The 24,158-nt window shown below is 49.8% G+C and carries 17 protein-coding genes and 1 tRNA gene; 16 read left to right on the forward strand and 2 right to left on the reverse strand.

All coding sequences use genetic code 11. The annotated features are described in order from the left end of the window. Nucleotide 1 precedes the first annotated feature (1 nt). The 3 genes from PsAD26_RS10950 (at nt 2) to PsAD26_RS10960 (ending at nt 2,769) form a co-directional block, all read left to right on the forward strand. Entirely contained in the window at nt 2-1,072 is a 1,071-nt protein-coding gene (locus tag PsAD26_RS10950; protein WP_063310405.1) for a 3-carboxy-cis,cis-muconate cycloisomerase, read from the forward strand. A gap of 33 nt (nt 1,073-1,105) precedes the next feature. Continuing rightward, nucleotides 1,106-2,494 carry a M20 family metallopeptidase gene (locus tag PsAD26_RS10955; protein WP_063310406.1) on the forward strand — a complete coding sequence of 463 codons (1,389 nt, stop codon included), beginning with the start codon at nt 1,106-1,108 and terminating at the stop codon, nt 2,492-2,494. Between the two features lie 199 nt (nt 2,495-2,693). Continuing rightward, nucleotides 2,694-2,769 (forward strand) — tRNA-Phe (locus PsAD26_RS10960). Nucleotides 2,770-2,944: 175 nt separating this feature from the next. Here the strand turns inward: PsAD26_RS10960 and PsAD26_RS10965 are convergent. Further along, nucleotides 2,945-4,369 (reverse strand): TssA family type VI secretion system protein, encoded by a 1,425-nt coding sequence (locus PsAD26_RS10965; protein WP_063310407.1) that lies wholly within the window; start codon nt 4,367-4,369, stop codon nt 2,945-2,947. Between the two features lie 5 nt (nt 4,370-4,374). Continuing rightward, entirely contained in the window at nt 4,375-7,776 is a 3,402-nt protein-coding gene (tssM, locus tag PsAD26_RS10970; protein ID WP_063310408.1) for a type VI secretion system membrane subunit TssM, read from the reverse strand. 454 nt (nt 7,777-8,230) lie between these two features. Between tssM and tssB the strand changes: the two genes are divergently transcribed. From tssB to PsAD26_RS11040, 13 genes are all read left to right on the forward strand, one after another. Then, nucleotides 8,231-8,740, forward strand: coding sequence for a type VI secretion system contractile sheath small subunit (gene tssB / locus PsAD26_RS10980; protein ID WP_063310410.1), 510 nt, complete (start codon nt 8,231-8,233; stop codon nt 8,738-8,740). Between the two features lie 96 nt (nt 8,741-8,836). Then, the gene (tssC, locus tag PsAD26_RS10985) at nt 8,837-10,330 is read left to right on the forward strand and encodes a type VI secretion system contractile sheath large subunit (RefSeq protein WP_063310411.1); all 1,494 of its coding nucleotides are present in this window, start codon (nt 8,837-8,839) and stop codon (nt 10,328-10,330) included. A gap of 9 nt (nt 10,331-10,339) precedes the next feature. Then, nucleotides 10,340-10,798 (forward strand): type VI secretion system baseplate subunit TssE, encoded by a 459-nt coding sequence (gene tssE, locus PsAD26_RS10990; RefSeq protein ID WP_208980636.1) that lies wholly within the window; start codon nt 10,340-10,342, stop codon nt 10,796-10,798. Between the two features lie 18 nt (nt 10,799-10,816). Next, nucleotides 10,817-12,604 carry a type VI secretion system baseplate subunit TssF gene (tssF, locus tag PsAD26_RS10995; RefSeq protein WP_063310412.1) on the forward strand — a complete coding sequence of 596 codons (1,788 nt, stop codon included), beginning with the start codon at nt 10,817-10,819 and terminating at the stop codon, nt 12,602-12,604. Beyond that, a complete protein-coding gene (tssG, locus tag PsAD26_RS11000; protein WP_063310413.1) occupies nt 12,568-13,602 on the forward strand; it encodes a type VI secretion system baseplate subunit TssG in 1,035 nt (344 codons plus the stop codon). Before tssF ends, tssG begins: the two co-directional genes overlap by 37 nt. A 9-nt stretch (nt 13,603-13,611) precedes the next feature. Further along, on the forward strand, nt 13,612-15,111 hold the full coding sequence (gene tagH, locus PsAD26_RS11005; RefSeq protein WP_063310414.1) for a type VI secretion system-associated FHA domain protein TagH: 1,500 nt from the start codon (nt 13,612-13,614) through the stop codon (nt 15,109-15,111). Between the two features lie 65 nt (nt 15,112-15,176). Beyond that, nucleotides 15,177-15,737, forward strand: coding sequence for a type VI secretion system lipoprotein TssJ (gene tssJ, locus PsAD26_RS11010; RefSeq protein WP_063289819.1), 561 nt, complete (start codon nt 15,177-15,179; stop codon nt 15,735-15,737). A 29-nt stretch (nt 15,738-15,766) separates the two neighbouring features. Next, nucleotides 15,767-17,116, forward strand: a complete 1,350-nt coding sequence (gene tssK, locus PsAD26_RS11015) for a type VI secretion system baseplate subunit TssK (protein ID WP_084403635.1) — start codon at nt 15,767-15,769, stop codon at nt 17,114-17,116. Continuing rightward, complete coding sequence (gene icmH, locus PsAD26_RS11020; protein WP_208860544.1) at nt 17,116-17,934, forward strand: type IVB secretion system protein IcmH/DotU; 819 nt, start codon at nt 17,116-17,118, stop codon at nt 17,932-17,934. Before tssK ends, icmH begins: the two co-directional genes overlap by 1 nt. Nucleotides 17,935-17,951: 17 nt before the next feature. After that, nucleotides 17,952-20,654, forward strand: coding sequence for a type VI secretion system ATPase TssH (gene tssH, locus PsAD26_RS11025; protein WP_063310415.1), 2,703 nt, complete (start codon nt 17,952-17,954; stop codon nt 20,652-20,654). 37 nt (nt 20,655-20,691) lie between these two features. Continuing rightward, nucleotides 20,692-22,263: a sigma 54-interacting transcriptional regulator gene (locus PsAD26_RS11030; RefSeq protein ID WP_063310462.1), complete on the forward strand. Its 1,572-nt coding sequence runs from the start codon at nt 20,692-20,694 to the stop codon at nt 22,261-22,263. A gap of 112 nt (nt 22,264-22,375) precedes the next feature. Beyond that, complete coding sequence (locus tag PsAD26_RS11035; protein WP_208985627.1) at nt 22,376-23,128, forward strand: type VI secretion system-associated protein TagO; 753 nt, start codon at nt 22,376-22,378, stop codon at nt 23,126-23,128. 31 nt (nt 23,129-23,159) lie between these two features. After that, nucleotides 23,160-24,059 carry a pentapeptide repeat-containing protein gene (locus PsAD26_RS11040; RefSeq protein WP_063310416.1) on the forward strand — a complete coding sequence of 300 codons (900 nt, stop codon included), beginning with the start codon at nt 23,160-23,162 and terminating at the stop codon, nt 24,057-24,059. The last annotated feature ends 99 nt before the right edge of the window (nt 24,060-24,158 follow it).

The following is a 24,158-nucleotide window of genomic DNA, read 5'->3' on the forward strand; positions in this document are numbered from 1 at the left end:
TGTGAGTGTGAGCCTCTTCACCAATCCTATGTGGAGCGGATTGTTTGGAGATGAGGACGTGCAACGCGCCTTCGCTCTGGAAACAACTCTGGATCACTATCTGGCTTATGAAGTGGCTCTCACCAAGGCCTTGTTCGCACATTCTCTGATTTCAGCCGAAGCAAAGGACGCTGTGCTTGCTGGCTGCAAAGGGTTTGCACCTGACATAACGCGGATCAAGGCGGGCGTCGCGAAAGATGGCCTGCCAATCCCGGCTTTCATCAAGCAACTGCGCATGCGCATTGGTGAGCCATATGCCGCTGAATGCCACAAAACATCCACCAGTCAGGATGTGATGGACACCGCGCTGGCATTAGCTCTGCAAAAAACCTCTCAAATTCTGCAAAAGCGCTTGTCTGCGGTCATCGCTGCACTTGAGACTGTGAAATCAGCGAATAGCGATTATCCGTTGATGGGTAGAACGCGCATGCAAGCCGCGCTGCCAATAACGGCAGGCGACCGCATTTCCACATGGATTGAGCCGCTCAAACGGCACTATCAACGGCTAAACGATGTTGCGGCTGAAGTGGCTGTGCTCCAGTTTGGCGGACCTGTCGGAACCAGTCATGCTCAGGGCGAACATGCAGTTGCTATTGCTGCGCACATGGCTGCAGAGCTGGACTTAAGGGTTCCTGAGCACTCATGGCACACGCAGCGAGATAACATGGTGGACTACGCAAACGTTCTCTCCATGATCTCCGGCAGCCTTGGTAAGATTGGTACGGATGTCGCTTTGATGGCCCAGCAGGGCCTTGAGGAAATTAAACTTTCCGGTGGTGGACGCTCCTCAGCCATGGCCCACAAACACAACCCGATCAACGCGGAATTACTGGTAACGCTTGCCCGTTACAACAGCACCCAGGTCTCTGCGATGCATAGCGCCTTGGTGCATGAACAAGAGCGTTCTGGCTCAGCTTGGGCGTTGGAATGGATGATCCTGCCCGGCATGTGCATTGCAACGGGTGCTGGTCTTCAGAGTGCATTAAAGCTGCTGAAACAAACAGAGTGGATTGGAACCCCCTTAAGTGATTAACTGCGCCCACCTAGTTTGAAAGGGAGAATGAGAATGTCCAGTCGCAATGAAGCTATCCAACGGGCGGAAACATACTTCGACAACGGCGCATTCCTCACTGACCTGGCCCGATTAATTGCAATTCCGACGGAAAGCCAGGAACCCTACCAAAAACACCAGTTGATGCGTTATCTGAAAGAGGAGATGCGACCACTTCTCGAGCGTCTTGGCTTCAAAACGCACATCTTCGACAATCCGAACCCGATTGGTGGGCCTTTTCTGTTCGGTGAACGCATCGAAGACCCGAGCTTCCCCACAGTTCTGACCTATGGGCACGGAGATGTTGTACGCGGACAAGCCGGTAACTGGATGGGGGGAAGAGACCCGTTCGTTCTGGAAGAAGACGGCGAGCGCATTTACGGGCGCGGTACCGCTGACAATAAGTGCCAGCACCTCATCAATCTTCAGGCTCTGGGGTGTCTTTTGCAGGAGAAGAAGCAACTTGGCTTCAATTGCAAGGTGATCATCGAGACCTCTGAGGAAACCGGCTCCGCTGGCCTGCAAGAGTTTTTCGATGAACACAAGAAGATGCTGGCCGCAGATGTTCTTATTGCCTCTGATGGGCCACGCTTGCAATCCGATACTCCAACGGTCTTCACAGGTGCACGTGGGGCACAAACGTTCACCCTACAAGTGAACCTGCGCGATGGTGCAAACCACTCGGGCAACTGGGGCGGGCTGCTTGCCGATCCCGCCATTATTCTCGCCAACGCTCTCTCATGCATTGCAGACAAACGGGGGCAGATCCAGATTCCGAGTTGGCGACCAACCAGCCTGACACCAGACATTAGAGAAGCTTTAAGGGATCTTCCTGTTGGTGATAGTCAGGGCCCTACCATAAACGAGAATTGGGGAGAGGAGGGTCTCACCCCTGCCGAACGTGTGTTTGGCTGGAACTCCTTTGCCGTGCTGGCAATGAAGAGCGGCGTGCCAGAAGCACCAGTAAACGCGATTGATGGTTACGCCTTCGCAGTTTGCCAGCTGCGCTACGTGGTTGGAACAGATGTTCAGGGTCTACTACCATCTTTGCGCGCGCATCTGGATGCTAATGGATTTGATAATGTCGAGATAAGACAGGAAGATCGTGGCTTCTTTCATGCAACGCGCCTTTCGCCAGATAACGCTTGGGTGCGCATGGTGATGGCTTCCTTGGAAGAAACGAGCGGGAAGACACCCCACCTTTTGCCAAACCTTGCTGGCTCTTTGCCAAATGAGTGCTTTGCAGAAACATTGGGCCTGCCAACCGTTTGGGTTCCGCATTCTTATGCCGGGTGCTCGCAACATGCGCCCAATGAGCATATTCTCAAACCAGTTGCCCGCGATGCCATGCGGAATATGGTGGCGCTGTTTTGGGATATTTCGGAAAAAGGGGCACCTTCTTAGGCCATTCAATGACGCCGTGAGGCTCATTTTGGGATAAAACCCTCATGATTTAAGGCGCTTAAGAGAAAATGGTGAGCAGGCAGTGGAGAAAACAGATTTCTTTGTAAAAAATGCATTTGCCTGCTGGACAGGAGAAATCTGGCACCCTATAAGACGCTCACCTTCGCAGGACGGGAAACAAACCGCCCTAGCAGAATGTGCCCGGATAGCTCAGTTGGTAGAGCAGCGGATTGAAAATCCGCGTGTCGGTGGTTCGAATCCGCCTCCGGGCACCATTTATCTCCTTGAAATTACTAGATAATAAACCGAGCATTTGCTCTGCTTTCTCAAGGTTTGACACTTTTGCTCTAACTGCTTGCTGAACTCTTCCCCGCGCAGAGTGATTTCCTTCTCAAATCGAACAGCAATATCCGACATGCTTTTGCGCAAATCAGCATTATCGCTTGCCCATCATTTGCGGCTCTTGCGTGTAAGGGCGGCGGCTCTCTTGAAGAATTCGGGGTCCCAGTCGGTTATGGATGTTTCTTCGACGGATGTTTGTAGGCGGAGTGTTTGGTCGGAGACGAGGGCGGAGAAACCGGAGCCTGCGAGGTCTTCCAGCATCGTAAGTTCCATGAAGGCCTTTTGGCGTGGGGAGCGTTGTGATTTGTATTCACCGTTCCATTTTGAGGCCAATCTTGGATTGCCGACGAAATCTGTGAGCCCTTTGTTTTCCTGCTGGCTATCTGCCTGAGCAGGCATGTCTGCGTGGACTGGTTTTGAGCTCAGCCATTCTGCCGTTTCACCTTCGATGAAGGGTGTTCCATCGTTGAAGCACAGCTCACGCAGTTCAGGGATGCGACTTATGAATCCCTGGGTGCTCTCTGTGATCGCATTTGCGACTTGAATGTGATCAGCTTTGAGGGCCAATTGAGCGGAAATATACTGCCCTTCAATCCAAAATGGCATGGAAAAAAGCGTTGTCTCTAACTGGTGAATGACCGCTATATCTGCTTTGCTTTGCTTCAATGCGTCGCGATACTTGTCGCAGGTATCTATTGATACGGCAGGAATGATGGTTCGGGACTCCGATGTTATCTGAGGGGCTCCTGTGATCTCTTGCCAACATGCATGGCGGCGTAGCTGGTAGATGAAGGGAAGGGATGGATCTTCCTGAAAGATGAGTGTGCATATTTCAGCTGCAGTGCGTTTAAAAGAGCGTGCATCCATCGGAGTTGCAGAACCGATGCTTCCCGTCTTAGCTCCGTCTCCTGATGAAGAAGATCCTGAGGTGGTCTGGGCTTTTTCATTCTCCGTCTGCTTCTTTTCAAGCTCAAGTCTCTCCTGAAGCACACGAAAATCTTTTACGAGCCCGTGTTCAAGCAAGAGTTCGTTTTTGGTCAAACGGGCAAGGCTTTCATCCAGTCTTTCAGCTTCTGTACCGGGCTTGCCGGGCAAAGCATCCATGCTGAATAATCCGCAGATACGGCGCAGGATGAGATCGAATCTTCGATCTTCTTTTGGACAGAGGTCAGCTCTTGGCATCGTTAAGCAGGCATCAAGACCCCGAATGCAACTGGTTAAAGCACCACGTGTTTTCCGCGTCATTCGTGCGAGCAGCACAGCTTCCAGAACCGCCAGGCTCTTTTGAGTGTTTTGCAACAATTGCAGTGCTTCCCGCTCAACTAAGCTCCAGTCGATCGAGCCGTGAGAAAGGGTGCCGCGTTTCATTAACTCATCACTGACGGCATCAAAATCTGGGTGATCTTCAATGTCGTCTTCAAAGCTATCTGAAATGGGGGAAAGAACGGCTTTTGCAAGGTCGTCATAGGATGTTACGAAAAGAGAAGAAGCAGCCGGAGCTGCCTCTTCTGTTTTTGCTTCTGACGCAGTCATGTGAGTCACATCTTTGCTGGTAAGATAAGGCCGGACAATGGTTGCTTGCGTGCGAGCGAGCTAGCACCTTTGTGAAGCAGTGAGTAAGTCGCTTTTTGACCGTCGAAATTAAATTCGATTAGTGCACCATTGCTGTCAAAGCCCTTCGTTGTGGCAAAGTCCAGCAGTCGGAAACCAGACCAAGGGCCCTTAAACGTAACTGTATGCGGACGACCTCGTCCTGCGGGGAAGACTGAAAGGCTGCTCTCTGCTTCATTCGTGAGGACGTTGGGCCAAATTACGCGGATTGGGCGCCGGGGTCCATGTGAATAAGAAATGATCTGCCCTTCAATATTCATCACAGCGCGGCGTAGCTTGGCTGCGAGGGCAACGGGTTGAATATTATATTCAACGCCGATGAGGCCTTCAGAGTTAAAGTAGCTTCTGCGTAGATCCAGAATGATCTTGAGATTGTCCTGAAAATCCTTTTCGATGGCTAAGTGACGACCATCAATGGTTTTGGGTTCGCCCGTTGCTTCATCAACAAACACGATGAGGTTTTTCTTATAGAACGTCTCGATTTTGCCGCCGGGACCGAAAAAGCTCTCAAACTCTTCAAGCGGTATTTCTTGCTCAGCTTGCTTGTTGAATGGGTAGAGCTGAGCGTAGTTCAGATTATAGTCGGCATAAATCTCTTCATTCCAGCTGCGCTGCAGTTCCTTCTTCGCTTCTTGCAGCAGAACCTTCCAGCTTTGGTCCGCCAGTTTTGCAAAAAATCGGTTCAACGGGCTTGGTAAATCGACACCCACTCGTTTGAGTGTGTAGATCGGATCTTCTCCCTGGAGATCGATTCTGGCTTTTGCGCGAGCAAGGGCCACTTCGCCAGAGCGCTCTCCAGCTTGGCGGATGTCTTTGAGGTACTCGTAGAGCGTATTGAGTGCAGCATCGAGATCTTCAAGATAGGCTTTTTCGCCTTCCTCCGCCTCAACCAAGCCGTTCAGATTGGAAAACGCCCGCCGGACACGTAATCCTTGCTCGCGGTAAATGTCGAAGGGAAGGTCGGAGTCCACGGCCTGCTCGGCATTCAGCTCAATGAGCTTGCCCTCATAGATCTCTGTTTCACTTTTGACGCGGTTTATGAGCCTGTTCAAGGGCCGGTCTGGGCCAGTCAGGGTTTCAAGAATATCAACCGCATGATCCAGATTTCTGAAGTCGGTAATTTCCAGGCGGTTCAGCGCGGTGTTCCAGCTGGATATGTAGTTGGTTGCATAGCGAGAGACGATCTTGCGCCGGAATTCCTTCAGGTCAGCTTGAGAATACTCAACCGTTTCGCGCTCATCAGCGACCCAGGCATCTTCGACAGCGACGACAGAAAGCCCGTCATTCATCTTTACGAAGTAATCTAGGTAAGCGTCTTTTGTGAAAAATTCTTTCACACCGATTGGTTGATCGCTCCCAGAGTGTTGCCCAGTGCCATCAAAGACGATGTTGTAAGCAGGGCCAATGTCATTGCGGAAGTTGACTGATGAGGCAAGCTGTCTGTCACTGACCTGTTCGATATTGCGGTAAAGGCGTAGATCTCTTGGAACTTCTCTTAAGTCTCTTTGAGAGGTTTCTACCAGATCCTTGTCTAGTGCGGCTTCTAGGCCTGCAGTCTCGATGGCAAAGACCAGATGATCACGAAGGGCTTTTTGCAGCTTCAGATCACCTTCAAATTGCTCTTGCCATTTCTGCTCCATCCAGGCTTTGACCAGTAGTTCATTTCGTCTCGATGCATCTCCCAGCATGAGATAGACACGCAAAGCTTCTAGGCGTTCATTGCTGTCTCTGCCGGTCTCGTCTTCTCCAAGTTTTGCGATCTCATCTCGCACGTATGCCGCTACTTCAGGAAGAAAGTAACGTGCAAGCATGTCCACATATGCTTTTTCAACCTCAGGGCCAATTTTGTGGCCCTGATAGAGCTCCAGCTGAGACATAAGCCAGTTTCTGTTGCGGTAATTTCCAAATATGTCGCTTGCCGATGTAAGAGCCCCAAGAGACCGAATATAATTCTGTCCAGATGCATTAGAGTTTTGCGCCGGCCCTTGTTGGAGCAACTCTTCAAAGTTTTCAGTGATATCGACGACCTGGTCTGCGCGCGCGCGGTTGCTCTCGTAACCCATCCAATAAGCGCTGAAAAAGCCGACATACAACAATGAAGCGGCCAAACCTGACCCGATGAGGGCGAAACGCTTCGCCCGTTCAATCTTGATATTGTCGCCAGCAAGGCCCGCTTCTTTGAAAACCACTTGGTCAAACAGGGAAGAAGAGAAGTACTGTTTGGATGGACCGCTGTGAATGGGCAGGATTGGAGGCGCGATTTCGTATTTTTGTGAGGTTGCTTGTAAGACAGGATTGGTCGGGATGGCTTCCTGTCGCGCGGATGAAAAGAAGATGCCACGAATATGAGGAGCGGTTGAAAACTTGTCTTGGTGCAGGGCCTTACCGAGAAACCCACCCAAAATTGTGCTCAAGCCAGCCATTTCACGCGTAAACAGATAGAGCTGGCGACGTTTGTGTGCTGAGCGAATATCTGAGATACGATCAACCGTGGTATGATTTAGGTTTTCCAGCAGTTTGGCAAAAGCTGCATTGAACTCGTCTAACCACTTGTCCTGATCGTGGCCATTATGAAGATCAAATGTAAAGCCAAATGGTTTTGCGCGTTCTGAGGTGGGCAAACATCCAATGAACTCATGGAAGCCATCGATCAGGTCGAACTTGGTAAGTACCACGTGGACGGTATAGCGCGTGCCCAGCACTTCTGTCATTTCGCTCAAGCGAGCATGAATAAGCGCAGCTTTGGTGGTTCGCTCTTGGGAGGAGAGTGAAATGAGTTCTGACAGATCGAGACATAAGACAACGCCGTTAATGGGCCTGCGTGGTCGGTTGTCGCGTAAAAGTTTGAGAAAACGGCGCCACAAACCTGCGTAATACGTTTCCTGGGTGTCTGATTGCTTTCCGTTCACATGCTCAACAAACTGCCCGGCAACATCGAACAGAACCGCCTCATCGGTTACCCAGCAATCAACGTCTTTTGTCGGTTGTACATGCTTGGCGTCCTCCTGAGAGAAAAGATGTGCAAGTGGAAACTTCAAATTCGATTCAACAATAAGGGATGTCTTACCTGAGCTGGGTGATCCCAAGACGACAAACCAAGGTAGGGCGTAAAGGTTCTTTCCATTCTTACGAGAACCCTTGCCCGCCCAGTTTCTGCTGATGGTCTGCAGCGCTTGGTTGAAGCCACGCTCGAACTCATTGAGATAAGATAGATCAGGTGTTTTGGGTTTTTCTCTTTTGTCTTTATTTTTACTCAAATCACCTTTTTTCTTCTTTATGCTTACATAAATTAAGTTACTGGCGCCCCAAATTATGGAAAACACTGCCATCGCAAGAGCGCTATAGATTAATTTTCTTTCGCCTGAGGCCTCAAAGGAAAATATGAAATCCCTGAGCAAAAATACACTTAAAACGAGTAAAATTAGAAATATCGAGCTTATAAATATATATGATGTAGTTAATTTAAAAATCGATAATAGTATAATTTTGATTATTGAGAGAGCTCTAATTATCATTACGTTTCTCTGGTTCGTATTAATCAGGTCGAATCGCATTTTCAGGCAATGTAATCTTTTTTCTCGAAATATTTACTTTGCTAATCAATATTACTAAAGTCTAATAACGGAAGTTTTACTTTTGGGTTGTCGTCTGTTTTTCTTTCCGATAGGCCTAATGAAAATTTAGAGTCGAATTGGCGCTAAAGTTTTTAATTTTAAATTTAAGTACAATCTTAGGTAGTTTCTAAGTTGTTTTCAGATTTATTAAGAAGAGTGGGGAAGGCTAATGGCTGGCAAAGAAGGTTCTGTTGCACCCAAAGAGCGGATTAACATTCGCTATGTTCCGGCAACTGGTGACCAACAGGAAGAAGTCGAACTGCCGTTGCGTCTTGTCATGTTGGGTGATTACAACGGCAAAGAAGACGATACGCCTCTTGAAGAGCGCGAGTTGCTCTCAGTTGATAAGAATACCTTTGCATCGGTGATGAAAGAAGCCGGGCTGGAGCGTGAGCTAACGGTCAAAAATACGCTTGTTGAGGAAGAAGACGCCCAACTTGCCGTCAATCTGAAGTTTGAAGGACTAAAGGACTTCGAACCAGATTCTATCGTCAAGCAAATCCCTGAACTTAAAAAGCTAATCGATCTGCGTGAGGCTCTGGTTGCTCTTAAAGGACCGCTTGGAAACATTCCTGCGTTCCGCAACCGGCTGGAGCAGTTGCTGCAAGATAAAGAGCAGCGTGAAAAGCTTCTTTCAGAGTTGGATGCGGTGGTTTCTTCTCAAGATGAGAACAGCTGACGCTAAGTCATTATTAAAAGATTTTATACACGACTGCGGAACTCGATTGTTTTGATCCGCAAGTACATTTCAAAGTAAAAACATGGATGTGATGACATGGTAGATGTATCAGCTTCTACCGGCCAGCCAGATGTTGCCGGTTCGGGGGCCGCGATTTCTCTTCTTGACCAGATCATGGAAGAGACCCGCATTCGCCCTGAAGACGAAGAAAGCTATTCCATAGCGCGTAAGGGCGTTGAAGCGTTTATTTCTGACCTCCTTGCGAGCCAGGAAGTTGACCAACGGATAAACCGTGTACTGGTTGATCGTATGATTGCAGAGCTGGACCTGAAAGTATCAGCGCAGCTTGATGAAGTTCTGCATGATGAAAAATTTCAGGAACTCGAGTCTGCCTGGCGTGGTCTGAAGCTACTGGTTGACCGCACGGATTTCCGTGAGAACATCAAGATCGACGTGCTTTCTGTCTCCAAAGACAAATTGCTGGAAGATTTTGAAACTAGCCCGGAAGTTGTGCAATCTGGCCTTTATAAGCATGTCTACTCCAGTGGATATGGTCAGTTTGGTGGTGAGCCTGTAGGCGCGATGATTGCGAACTATGACTTCGGTCCAAGCGCTCGTGATGTAAAGCTGCTTCAGTTTACTGCCTCTGTTGGTGCAATGGCCCATGCTCCGTTTATTGCGGCAGCTGGTCCTAAGATGTTCGACGTTGATGAGTACGTGGATCTGCCTGCGCAGAAAGATCTGTTCTCCATCTATGAAGGACCGCGTTTCCGCAAATGGATGGGCTTCCGTCAGAGTGAAGACTCCCGTTATGTTGGCCTGACCTGCCCACGCTTTTTGCTTCGTATGCCATATGATGCGGAAGAAAATCCGGTTGATGCGTTCGTCTATAATGAGAACGTGACAGAAGAGCATGAGAGCTATCTCTGGGGTAATACTTCATTCTTGATGGCAACCCGCCTGACAGAGAGTTTTGCCAAGTACCGTTGGTGTCCAAATATCATTGGTCCGCAATCAGGTGGTGCTGTTAACGACTTGCCAGTGCATGTGTTTGAGGCTTTTGGTCAGCTCGAAGAGAAAATTCCAACGGAAGTTCTGGTCACAGATCGCCGTGAATTTGAGCTTGCCGAAGAAGGTTTCATTTCGCTGACAATGCGCAAAGGCTCTGACAATGCGGCGTTCTTCTCCGCAAACTCTGCGCAAAAGCCAAAGATCTTCCAGAACACCAAGGAAGGTAAAGAAGCGGAGACCAATTACAAACTTGGCACCCAGCTTCCTTACATGATGATCGTCAACCGCCTTGCTCACTACATTAAAGTGTTGCAGCGCGAACAGATCGGGTCATGGAAAGAGCGTGAAGATCTGGAGCGTGAGCTCAATACCTGGCTCCGGCAGTATGTGGCTGATCAGGAAAACCCACCTCAAGATGTACGTTCACGTCGTCCACTGCGTGCAGCAGAGGTTATCGTCTCTGATGTAGAAGGTGATCCGGGTTGGTACCAAGTGTCTTTGAAAGTGCGTCCGCACTTCAAATACATGGGAGCGAATTTTGAGTTGTCGCTCGTTGGTAAGCTGGACAAGGATAGCTAAGGTTTGCCCATGAGAAAGCGCGATGAACCCGTTGTTTGGGACAGCAGGCTTCGTACAGCGCGTGGCAGTTTGTTCGAGCGTTTGATTGCTGATGAGGAGGAGATTTCTCCTCCTCAGAACATCGATCTGTTGGAAGCAAAAGTAAACTCTATCAAGCGTCATCTAGCCAAGCTGTTGAATGCGAGAGCAGGGGCTTCTGCTGCCACTCCAGATTTGGGACTGGTTGATTTCAACTTGTCTAGCGTGGCGACAAACGACCTTACGCAACATATTGCGGCCTCTATCCGTCAATGCATTGAAAAATATGAACCGCGCGTTCAGGTGCGGTCCGTCCACTTTGTTCGTGACCCTGACCGCCCATTAGAGCTGCGGTTCAAGGCAACTCTGCTCATGCCAGCCTTAAGCCAGGGGGAGCAGGTGCAAATCGATATTCTTATGAAAGATGGGCATGTCGCTCATATTGTTTAGTCAAGCAGGCAACCAGCTGTGAAAGCTTCATACTTTCAAGACGAATTGACTTATCTGCGAGAGAGCGGTCGGCTTTTTTCCGAACGCAATCCGCGGTTGTCAAAATATTTGTCTGATGCCTCCACAGATCCAGACGTGGAACGGCTGCTGGAAGGCTTTGCGTTTTTAACGTCAAAATTGCGCGAAAAGCTGGATGATGAGCTTCCAGAGCTTACCCATTCACTCGTGCAACTGCTTATTCCGAATTTCCTACGGGCGTTTCCATCAACCACACTCATGCAGATGGTCCCCGTCGAAAAAGCTATTACTGAGCGTCAGGTGTTGCCGACGGGCTCGCAGATCTTGTCTCGCCCAGTGGATGGTATTGTCTGCCCCTTTCAGACAACGGCAGACGTGACGGTCTATCCGCTCGATATTGTAGATCAGGATGTTCAACGTTCCCGCGAAAGCACTGTTTTGACATTGCAGTTCCAGACATTGTCAGGCCTGCCTCTGTCCCGGCTGAGTTTTAATGATCTGCGTCTATGGATCGCTGGCGATGAGGTCGCCGCCCAGATGCTTTATTTGTGGATGGGACGATACCTGAAAGACGTCACGGTTTGCTTTCGTGCTGATGGGGACGACGAAGACGGTGTTAGCCGGCACAAGCTTCCAGTCTCAGCACTGCAGCCAGGCGGTTTCGGCGGCTCCGAGGCGTTGCTGCCCAATGAGAATTCTGCTTATGAGGGCTATCGTCTCTTGCAGGAATATTTTGTTTTTCCTGCAAAATTCCAATGTTATGATATTGACGGATTAGAGCCGTTCTTCCGCAATCGTGAAGAAACAGATTTCTCATTAGAGTTCACTTTCTCAAGGCCTTTGCCACCTGATGTGAAAGTGCGTCCGGGAACGTTCCGTCTCTATTGCGTTCCAGCAGTGAATTTGTTTGATTATGATGCTGAGCCGATGAAAATCGATCATAGTCAGATGCGGTATCCAATCCGGCCGACAGCAAATGGTCGCGGCGCCATAGACATTTTCTCTATCGATCGGATCATGAGTTGGCGTGCTGCGAAGGATCCAACAAGTGGTTCGCATCTGCGTGAGTATCCCTCCTTTGAATCTTTCCATCACGAGGTTGAGCGTGCGGATGGTCTAACCCAGATTTATTATCGTTTGAGACTTCGCGAAGCGTTGGGTAAGCGCGGTATGGAGCATCTGGTTTCATTCGTGCGCCACGATAATGAGCGCGCTATCCCGGAACATGAAGTTCTCTCTGCTGATCTGAAGTGCTTCCATCCCGAACATGCCATGGAGTTGGGCGCAGGTGATGTGCGTGAGCCAACAGGTGAAACGCCGAGCTTCGTGACATTTAAGAACCTGAGCCAGCCCAGTGCACCAGTCTATCCACCGCTGGATGGGTCGCTTTACTGGAACCTGATCTCCAATCTTTCTCTTAATTACGTTTCATTGCTTGAAAAAGAAGCTCTGAAGACCGTGATTGCGACCTACGATTTTCAGGCCCGCCTGAACCGGCAGGACGAGCGGGTCAGTAAGCAGCGTATTGATGGCATCATTTCCATCGAGACGAAACCAGTCGACAAGTTATTTCGAGGGCAGGCCGTTCGAGGTTTGAAAACTGTCATGTCTCTCAGCGAAGACGCATTCCAGAGCGAGGGCGAAATGTTCTTGTTCTGCAGCGTGCTCGCAGAATTCTTTTCTCTCTATTCAAGTGTCAATTCGTTCCACGAACTCATCGTAAATGGAACACAAAACAATGAAGTCTATCAATGGCCAGCGAAAATTGGGCGACAACCTCTGATTTAAGAGGCGACCTACAGTTTAATGCTCGCAGCTGGTCATTCTTCCAAGCTGTTGAGCTGATCCAGCGTTGCTATGACGAAAGCAATGAAGTTGGTACGCATCTTTTGCCTAAAGATGAGAAGATCAACTTCAGCGTCATGCATTCGCTTGGCTTTCCGCTGTCTGATATCGCCAGCATTGAAAGACAGGTTGATCACGAGACGAACGTTGAACCGGTCGACTATGTCGATTTTAATATGGAAGTGACGTTTCTCGGCCTGCACGGCTCAAGCTCGCCGTTGCCCTCTTATTATCAAGAGGTCATAGCTAAATATGATGCGCAAGGCTCCTTGATGAAGGGGTTCTTTGACTTCTTCCATAATCGACTGGTCGGCCTCTTACACCGTTCCATGCGCAAGTACCGCTTCTATGTGCGTTATGAGCCGGGTGCGTTGGATCCATTCTCGCAATGGGTGTTCTGCGTTTTTGGATTATCGGATCAGGAGTCGCGGCAAAAATCACCCATCAACTGGGCACGCTTGCTTACGTTTGCAGGCGTTCTGGCATCTCGCAATCGTTCACCTGCTGCGATCGCAAGTGTCGTATCTCATGCCTTTTTTCATAAAGAAGTGGAAGTGGAGGAATGGGTTCAACGAAGAGTGGATATTCCCGAAGGGCAACGCTCTGAGCTGGGCCAGCACAACATGTTGCTCGGTGAAGACACCATTATTGGAGATAGCGTTTCTGATATCTCCAGCAAATTCAATATCTTCATTAAGAATTTGAGCTTTGAACGTTTTCAGGACTTCCTCCCTCATGGACGAGACTACAAGGCCTTGCGAGATCTGGTGGAATTCATGCTGCGTGATCAACATGCCTATGACATCAAGTTGGAACTGGCGGAAAATCAAGCTTCACCGGTCATGCTTACCGACGAATATGAAGGGCGGCTGGGTTGGTCAACCTTTCTGGACAAGGGTGATGGACGCTCGCGCGAAGTCCTGATCTCTGCGCGGTTGTAGGAGGGTAGTATGAAACTTGTCCTGGTCATCAACAACACGTCTACGCTTGAAAACGGCAGTAAAGCCACTGCCACATTTGACAAGGCAGGCGGAAACATCGGTTCTGGTGAACAGTGTCACTGGCAGCTGCTGGATAGGCGCAACTCTGTCTCTCGCGAGCATGTACGCGTGTTTTTTCAAGACGGTGTTTATTGTGCGGAAGCCGTGAGTGATGAAGGCATCATCGTAAATGGTTCCAATCGGCCAATCCCGACGGGTCAGAGATTTCGTGTCTCTGACGGTGATGTCTGGAAGGTTGGGGCGTTCAAGTTGACCACTTATGTGGTTGCTGAAGGCAGCGAACTGGAAGACCAAAGCGAGCAATGGGCAGGCCGGTTTGCAGCCATAGACACAATTGTGTCCGGACGCTTGCAGGACGAAGATGAGCACACACAAGATAACATCGAATACATCCTCGCGGACCGGTTGGAGAGTGACCTCAGTGAGGATTTCTTTGCAGGCAATCAGCGGGCAGGTGCCCTTGCATGCGATCCTGTAGAGGTTCTTGACCAGCAGGATGATGAAGGCCTGCCAGGCAATCAAGATCCGCTCTCTCAATTAAATCATGACAGCAAGCCCGACCAACAAGAGTTGGACGAGGACTTATTGAGCACTCTGGGGCTACAGCCTGAAAACAGCGGTAAGGCACTGGGTGTGGATGATCCTCAAGCACATCACCGTTTGATGATCATGCCCCAAGCAAAAGGAAACCATACAATGACCAATACAGGTACAGAGCCGGTTGATCCGGATATGGACAGCTATCTTGAGTCTCTGACGAACTCGGGCGGGCAAGAAATGTTGGTCAGCGATATTCAGGAGACCGAAAGGTGGCATGGTTCTGTTGCTCTCTCAGAAACGGGAGAAGAGGGCATGGTAGATCATGTGGTGCTTCGACCTCTTCTGACAGCATTGGGACTGCCTGCTGGCGATATGAGTTTGCCTGAGGCGAACCGCATTACTCAGGATGTTGGCGCAGCCTTGAAAACGGCAATTGCTGGGTTGATGGCCATTCATACGCAGCAGTGGGAAGACCGTTCGTCAATGAACGACACTCACCTGCACCCGGTGGAAGACAATCCGATCCGGCTGGCTCAAAGCCCTGAACAAGCGATTGAGGACCTCCTGCTTGTTCAGAGCCCAGTTCATTTAAACGCACCGTCTGCCATTGAAGAAAGTTTGATGCAAATCGAGCTGCATGAGAAAGCCAGCCGTGTTGCTGCTGATGAAGCTTTGGAAGCGGTTCTCCTGGGCCTTTCTCCAGAAAATCTGAAGAAGCGATTTGCGCGCTACAAGGGGCATGCGCCTCGCACAGGCGATCTGGATGGCTGGAATTGGCAGATGTACGAGCACTACTACCATGAAATGCGGTCCGGTCGTCAGCGCGGGCTGACACGCATGTTCTGGGAGGTCTTCCGGCAAGTTTATGATCGCGAAATGCGGAGCCAGCAACTGTATGCAGCTGAGTGACGTTTGATGGCTAGCGAAGATTTGAGGGTGTCCAGCTTTGGGAAGAATGAGGCGGTAGGCATACGATGAACTGGGGTTGGACACTAAACGCGCTCCTGCGAAAGAGCTCACATCTTGCCTTTGCACTAGCTGCTCTGCTGGCGTTGAGTGCATGCGAAGCACAGAAAATTCCTGAGAAGGTTTTCAAGGTTGTCATGGATCCAGGCATTCCGGTTGGAGAGCCTAAGGACCAGCCGACACTGATTGATGTGACCATCTTCTCAGAACCAGGATCGAACAAGAATGATCTGGGCGAGAGCGTGCCGATTGATGTTTGGGTCTTCCAACTGGGTGACGATGGCAAGTTGCTCCAGTCCTCTTTTGAAGAGGCAACCGAAGACTACGAGAACGCTCTTGGAACAACCTTCATTGATGTGAAGGAGGTTCAGGTCATGCCCGGTGAATCCAAGGTCGTGAGTGAGCTTGAGTTGGATGAAGACACGGTCTTCATTGGCCTTGTGGGCGGCTATGCGAAGCCTGAAAAAGTCGATTGGCGCGTCGTCGAGCAGGTCAAGCCCAAGGGAGAAACTTACAAGCTGCTTGCTGTCATCAGCAGAAAAAAAATTATCACGAACCTTCATCGGTAGGTTTGAGAGCAAATAGGTTTATTTAGATTATGTCACTGCGAAACCATGTAATTTGGCGGGATGGTCTGTTTTTGAAGCCCCACCATTTTCAGCAGCAACAACGATATTTAGAGCATCTTATCCGCTCTCGCAGCGAGGCGATTGATCCTTATCAGCACGGGGTGAGCCGACTGGAGATCAATAAAGAAAGCCTGCTTCACGGCAAGCTTCTGGTTGATTATGCGCTTGGTATTTTCCCCGACGGTACAACGATTGACGTACCTAGTGAGACAATGGCGCCTGCGCCTTTGGATGTGAGCGGTGAAAATGTCGTCGGGCAGACGGTGTATCTGGCTTTGCCATTGCGCTCAAATGGTGTTCCCGAAGTAGAAGACCCGCTCAACCCTCAGGATGCGACTCGAATGCGTGCGTTCTCTCAGGATGTGCGCAACAACACCAGTTCAGATTCTGAAGCGTTTCTGGTGGATGTAGCTCAATATCGTTTGCGGTTGATGCTTGAGCGCGAAGACCGTTCTGCCTTCACATGTCTTCCGCTGACACGTATTCGAAACAAGAACTCTGATGGCAGTGTGGTGTTGGATGATGAGTTTTTGCCAATGGCCTCAACCATTGATGCTCAGCCCCGCCTGCGCAAAACCCTTGACGATCTCGTAGGACTGCTGCGCCAGCGTGCCTCACACATTTCAAGCCGCATGGGTACACCGGGTCAGCGAGGTGTCTCGGATGTTTCTGATTTTCTGATGCTGCAAACAATCAACCGTTTATGGCCGGAATTTCGGCACATGTCCTCCCTCAAAGGCGTGCACCCAAAAGAGCTTTATAAGATGTTCTCCGGTGCTGCTGGAGAACTGGCAACGTTTACGCATGAGCAACGCATGCCAACAACGTGGCCAGCCTACCATCACGAGGAACCGCAGATTTGTTTTGACCCTGTGATTAGCTCCTTGCGCCAGTCGCTATCGACCATCTTTGAAGCAAACGCAATCGCACTACCGCTGAACAAGCAGAAGTATGGCATCATCACGTCACCGCTCAGTGATCGGTCGCTTTTGAACTCAGCAATTTTTGTTGTTGCAGTGAAAGCCAGTATGGAGCTGGAAGAACTGGCAAAGTCGTTCCCGGCGCAAACCAAAGTGTCGTCCATTGAGCGAATTCGCGAGTTGATTCATCTGCATCTGCCCGGGGTCGTGCTTCAAAGGCTTCCTTCTCCGCCACGACAATTGCCGTATCATGCAGGGTTCTCGTACTTCCAGTTGGATGCCAACTCTGCTGGTTGGCAATACATTGAGAATGCGAGTGGTTTTGCCTTCCATATTGCGGGTGAATTCGCTGATTTACAGCTGCAATTCTGGGCTATTCGCAATGAAAGGACAACATAATGAGTGAAGTCGCAAACCTATTTGACTCTGGTGATCCTGAAGTTGTTGAAGAGGCGCCAATTGCAAGCGCCGAAACAGTACCTCAGAATTTGAAGGATGTTTCTCCAAGGCCGGTGCAACACATCAGTTTCCCCATGCGCGGGCACAGCATCAATAAGATCATTGATGCAAGCCAGTCATTGCTTGCCTTGATCTCACGCATTCCGGAAGTTTCTGAAAACAACAAATTAGACTATCTGCACAAAGATGTGCGGGCTGAGATTGAATCTCTTGAGCTAGAGCTCCAGCGCGAAGGATTTGATCGTGCCACCATTCTGGCACACCGCTATTGCCTGTGTTCTGCAATTGATGAAGCCGTGATGTGCTCTCCCTGGGGGCAGAACTCAGACTGGTCTGAACGAAGCTTGTTGGCGCTGTTTCATAGCGAAACCTGGGGTGGAGAGAAATTCTTTATCGTTCTCAGCCGTTTGATGCGGGATCCTGTTCGCTACATTGAGTTGATTGAGTTCCTGTATCTGCTGCTTGGGCTTGGTTTCGAAGGCAAGTATCGAGTGATGCACAATGGCAAGCTGCAGCTCGAAGAAATCATGCGTGATGTTCACCACGTCATCCGGCAGGAGCGGGGTGAGGGGAATTTCGAACTCGGTCAATCAGAGAGCAAAGTGATTGAGAAAGCGCATGTTGTTCATTGGCATACGCCTGTTTCTCTTGTTTGGATTAGCCTTTTAATTTTATGCGCACTGACCTACGCGGGGTTTTATTGGCAGATAGACCAATACACCGACGGGGTCGTCACTCAGCTGCGTGAAATGCTTTAATTTTTTGGAGATCGAGTATGGCTCGACTGGAAATCAAGGCGCTGATTGAGCGTCTCAACCCTTGCTGTCGTCAGGCAATAGAAGAAGCCGCCAGCCTGTGCGTTTCGAACTCACATCAGGAAGTGACAATTGAGCATTTCCTCATTTCTCTTGTTTCACAACCTGCAGTAGACATTAGGTTACTCGTACAAAGCCAGAATGTGGATGCAGACAAGTTGAACGAGGCTCTTCGTGCGACGTTCAACAGATATCGCCGAGTTGAAGCTGATCGCACACCAACGTTTTCACCGTTGCTTCAAGACCTTTTGCAAGATGCATGGTTGATTGCCTCCGTTGAGCAAGGTGAGAAAACTGTCCGCTCGGGTGCTGTTCTCATTGCCCTGCTCAATGAACGTGGCCGCTATATGCAGATGGACTATTATCCACTGCTGGAGCGGGTCTCTCCCGACGTTTTGCTGCGTGATTTCGAAGCGTTGACGGCTGGGTCTTTCGAAAAAGATCACCGTGCCGTGCCGGGAGCAACATCAGGTGCCGGAGAGGGGGCTGACGGCTTTCTGCAAAAGTACGGCACAAACTTCACTCAGCTGGCGAAAGATGGACAAATTGATCCGATCTTCTGCCGGGACAATGAAATCCGTCAGATCATCGAGATTTTGTGCCGTCGCCGTAAGAACAACCCAATTTGTGTTGGCGAAGCTGGTGTAGGTAAAACCGCGCTAGCAGAAGGTCTTGCCCTACGCATTGCAAATGGTGACGTGCCAGCAGATTTCGCCAATGTCTCCCTTTGGGGGCTGGATATCGGAGCGCTACAAGCTGGTGCCTCTATGAAGGGTGAGTTTGAAAAGCGCTTGAAAGGCGTCATTGATGAAGTTCGCTCCAGTCCTGAGCCGATCATCTTGTTTATTGATGAAGCACACACTCTCATCGGTGCTGGTGGTGATCAAGGTGGTTCCGATGCTGCGAACCTTTTGAAGCCTGCGCTGGCCCGAGGCGAGCTGAAAACAATCGCTGCAACAACGTGGTCTGAGTACAAAAAGTACTTCGAGAAAGACCCGGCCCTGACCCGTCGCTTCCAATTGGTGAAGTTGGATGAGCCGACCATTGATGAGGCAATCATCATCATGCGCGGGCTTAAAAAAGCCTACGAAGACGCGCATGGTGTCTACATCACTGAAGAAGCGATTGGTGCTTCCGTTCGTCTGGCCGCACGTTACATCACTGGCCGTCAACTTCCTGACAAAGCAATTGATGTTCTGGATACGGCCTGTGCTCGCGTTCGAGCCGGGGCAAATACGCCGCCAGTTGAGCTGCAAGATGTTGAGCAGAGCCTTCAAACGTTGAGTTGGGAAAGAGAGGGCCTGGAACGCGATCAACACACAGGTCCATTGGAGCCTGAGCAACTAGAGCGTCTCCACGCTATCGCAGACCATTTAAATGAGCTTGAAGCGCGTAAAGCAGAGCTTTCACAGCGTCTTGATGCTCAGGTTTCCTTAGCTGAAAACTTTATTTCAGCCCGTGAAGATCTGTTCCAGAAACTGCCAGAAACACTCGACGAAGATGCCTTGGAGCAAGTGCGCACAAACCTTGCCAGTCACAAAAATGCGCTCATAGCGGAAGCAGGGGCCGAGCCGCTCATTTCGGTAGAAGTTGGACCCTCAGAGATTGCTGCAATCATCAGCGATTGGACAGGTATTCCGATCAATTCCATGGTGCAGGATGATTACCATCGTCTATTGACCCTTGCTGAAACTATGAAAAAAGCCATCAAGGGTCAGGACCACGCCATTGATGCCATTGAGGCTCGCTTGCGTGCGTCACGACTTGATCTGCACAAGAAGGGTCAACCGCTCGGCGTGTTCTTCCTGGCCGGGCCTTCTGGTGTAGGTAAGACAGAGACAGCTCTTGAGGTCTCGCGGAGGCTGTTCGGTGGCGAAGAGTTCATTACCACCATCAATATGTCGGAGTATCAGGAACGTCATACGGTTTCCCGTTTGATCGGCTCCCCACCCGGATATGTCGGCTATGGCGAAGGTGGTGTTCTGACAGAAGCCATTCGCAAGAAGCCTTACTCCGTCGTATTGCTTGATGAAGTGGAGAAAGCCGACCCTAACGTGCTTAACCTGTTCTATCAGGCTTTTGATAAGGGCGAGCTTGCAGATGGGGAAGGGCGCCTCATCGATTGCCGCAATGTCGTGTTCTTCCTGACCAGCAATCTTGGCTCAGACCAGATTGAAAACTGGGTTGCCAATGCCGAAGATGGTCAGGTCCCAAGTCATGGCTCTATGTTGAAGTCTCTCACACCACTGTTCGCGCAGCACTTTAAACCAGCGCTTCTCGCACGCATGGAGCCTTTGGTTTACCTGCCTCTATCTGAGCAAGTATTGGCTGACATTGTGCAAATGCGCCTTGCAGATCTTATCCAGCTCCTGAAGGACACGCAGAAGGTTACGCTTTCCATCAGTGAGGAGGCTTATGAGCGGGTCACACAAATGTGCCGCGTGGCCTCTAATGGTGCTCGTCTTGTTGATCAGGTTATTCAACGCCAGTTGTTGCCTACGCTCTCTATTGAGTTGTTGGAAGCTGGTCATCGCGGTGAGCAAATTTCCGCGATTACCATCGACAGCCCGGAAGGAGAAGATGGTTTCACTTTCGCAGCAGCCTATGAGGCAGATGCTGAAGAGGAACCAGCTGAAGAGTTAACTTTAGAAGAGGCGTCTTAGTATTGGTATGGAGGCACCTTCTACAACAGACGCTCTGATGACATTGATGACGTGCAGGTCAGAAAATGAACTGCGCGCCGTGATGTTGAAGACTGTACTAGCATCAACCAAAGCACAAGCCATCGCTGTGTACCTGCCAGACATCACTGGTCGCAAACTGATACCTTTTGCGTGCGATGGTGGGCTGCCAGTTGCCCGGCTTCCGCAGCTTGACAACGAAGTCAGCACTGAGCGCTTCCGTGAACTGGATGTCCTGCAGACAGAGCCATTCTATTTTGGGAAAACGCCGAATTCTGCAAAAGCCCAAGATCTAAGCACAGCTCTATTCTGCCGTCATGGGGCTCTCGTTGCCCATCGGATACTGCTTGAAACGACAGAAGGACAGAACACTCACAATCAGGTCTACATATTCCTGCTCGCATCAGCGGGCAGCGCTCCAAGGCTTCAAGAGGAGCACCACACACTGCATGTCTTGTGGCGCTCTTACTTCCATCTGTCTCCTTTGCTTCATTCTTTAGAAAACCTGCAGAAAATCGAGGAAACGCAGGTTGAAAAGTCGAAGCACCAAAAAGGGCAGGTCGACTCCATGCTCTCAGATAATCTTGTGGGACGTTCGCCGGAGATCATCCAGGTTAGAGAGAAAATAGCCCAATATGCGCAGAACAAATACGCGGTATTGGTGCAAGGGGAGACAGGAGCAGGCAAAGAAGTCGTTGCACGCTCCTTACACCGGCTCTCTCAGTTCTCTGAGGGGCCTTTTATCGCAGAAAATATAGCCGCCTTGCCAGAGAACCTCATTGAAAGTGAGTTGTTTGGCTACAAAAAGGGAGCTTTCACAGGGGCAATTGAAAACAGAGATGGTCTCGTAAAACGAGCTTCTGGCGGAACGTTGTTCCTTGATGAGATTGGTGATCTGTCCGTTGATCTTCAGGTCAAATTACTGCGCATTCTTCAGGAGAAGAAACTCCGTCCATTGGGGGGGAGTAAGGATGAAGCCGTTGATTTCCGGCTCATCTGTGCCACCCATGTGAACTTGAAACAGGCGATTGAAGACGGGAAGTTCCGGGCAGATCTTTTCTACCGTATCACGCAGCTCACCATTGACGTACCACCATTACGATGCCGTAAGGGTGATAGAGTTTATCTTGCACGTTACTTCCTGCAGGAGATTGCAGTTAGTAACGGAGACACTTCCAAAACTCTGAGTGAAGAAGCCATCGCCGTGTTGGAAGCTGCTGAGCTGAAAGGCAATGTTCGTGAACTGCAAAACTGCATGATCAAGGCTGTCTTTCTTACTCTCGACACTGACGAAATTTCAGGCAGCATTCTCAAACAAGCCATGAATGAGCAAGTCCCCACTGTTGTTGCCTCCGACAATCAGATCAGTTCTGTTGCAAGTGAGAAGGGGTATGACGGCCTTTTGCTGGCAGAGCAAGGACTTCGCACGGTTGTCTCAAACTTCGAACTAGACCTGCTACGAAACGTGTATTCCCAGTTCGAAGGAGATCGCAGCAAAATGGCGGATTTTTTGAAAATTCCAAAACGCACGCTCGCCAACAAACTGAGCAAATTCAACTGTCAAACGATGGAATTCGACCATGAGAACTAGCAGGTTTGCTCACCCAATTTTTGCAGCGGCTCTGGCCGGCATAGTAGCTGTTCCTACCAGTATTTTTTTATCATCGACTTCCTTTGCAGAGACGATTGCCCTGGAGAAGAGAATGGTTGAAAAATGCACTCTCATCATTGGCCGGGTTAATCGTCTGTCATGCTTTGACCAGTTGCTTGAAACCCCACTTGAGGTGTTATCTGCAGGAGAACCCAATCCAGAATTTGTTGAGAATGTAAACGCACCAGCAGGCCGTTTGGAGCGGCAGGCGAAAGCAATGGAGCGGATGCGATCATCAGGGGACCTCAACTGGCAGTTTCGCTTTGGTGCAATAGGACATCCAGCAATATTCAGATGGGATGAGATTCAGGAAGAGAGCATTCCCGCTCAACCTTTGGAGAAACGCGATGGGGCAATCCCAGAGAAGGCGCAGGCATTGCAAACTGAGGAGGGACAACAACCGGTTGTTCAACCGGGTGAAACCAACGTTTATCTCAGCATGAAAGCATTGCAATCTGTTGATGCAGGTATCGAAGAGAAACCCGCTATCTTGCTGTTATCATGTGTTGAAGACATCACAACAGTTGCCTTGGTACTCAATGAACCTCACGCTAAACGCCGGGTTCCAATCCGCGTCATGCTTCGCGATCAGCGCATCGACAACGATGTTTGGCAGAGCGCTGAGAGCAAACGCATTCTTATCAGCCCACGCGGATTGACCAGCATCGCACACATTAATCGATGGGCGCATGTGGATCGAGTGCAGCTTGATGTTGTGTCAGACAAAGGCTCCCGTGCCTACCTATTCGACTTGGCAAACCTTCAGGACATGCTGTCGCCTCTTCGCAAGGCATGTCACTGGTAGGAATTTTATTTTTCGAGACAGGCATTTTCCAATGAAGCATAGTTTCCGTATTGCTGTGATCCTGGTAACCCTCGGGTTTCTGACAATTCCAGCCTATTTGATTTGTGACTATCTCAATCTCATTCCTGATGAGTATTCCATGGTGCGCAACCTTGTCGTACTTGCGGGTGGTAAGATTGAAACGTTTAGAAGTCAGTTGCCTGTCCCCAAAGGCGTGCCTTACACTCCAATTGAGCAAACATCTGTATTTTACAATGTTGCAGCAGGGCTGAGCGCACTCTTTACTGTATTTGTCGCAATTCCAGCGTTTTTGTTGCTCGCATATATAGCCAGTTCAGCTTTCGCAGCAGTTAAGGCAACACGGCGTAACTATGTTTTGGGACAGTTCACTAAAGCCGCAGAACTCCTCGAATCAGGGAATGGTGCTCTGCGTGAAGCCGGTGTTGTGATCCTTTCAGAAATCGCAAAGTCCAATCCAAATGAACACTTTCAGGATGTCCTGCAACTTCTGGCCGCTCATATTCGCAGCACGAGCTCTGCACAACGCTCAAACTTGATGGCGGGCAAAGAACACGCTCGTGCCCGCGGGGAGTTAATTGCATCAGTGCAGAAGGTGTCTGAGCTGAGAAAGTTGCTCAGAAAAAAAGACAGAAGCATTCAGCTGGATCTAAGCGGAGCTTATTTCCGGGGCATGAAAAACAGTGGTGGTCTGATCGGGAAATCAAGTACACACGGCCCCGACCTGAGCTATTGCTTGTTAACGGACAGTGTCTTCGACGACGCCGATCTCACCAACGCAAACTTCTCCCAAGCAAACGTAAACCGTGCACGCATAGAAGAAAAATGGAAGGCCTTATTCTCAGTCGAACAATGGGCCAGCGTCCAAGTCATCAACGAAAAAGGAAAAGTCATCCGCCCGCCTATCACTTGATAGCTGGTTGTATTCGTGAACACTAACAACGCTCTCTTGCTTAGCGTTCAAATCGACGTCAGTAACCTCAAATTGGCTAAAAACGTTCTTCTAGTTGCC

The organism is Pseudovibrio sp. Ad26 (genome assembly GCF_001623285.1).
Classification (GTDB): Bacteria; Pseudomonadota; Alphaproteobacteria; order Rhizobiales; family Stappiaceae; genus Pseudovibrio; species Pseudovibrio ascidiaceicola.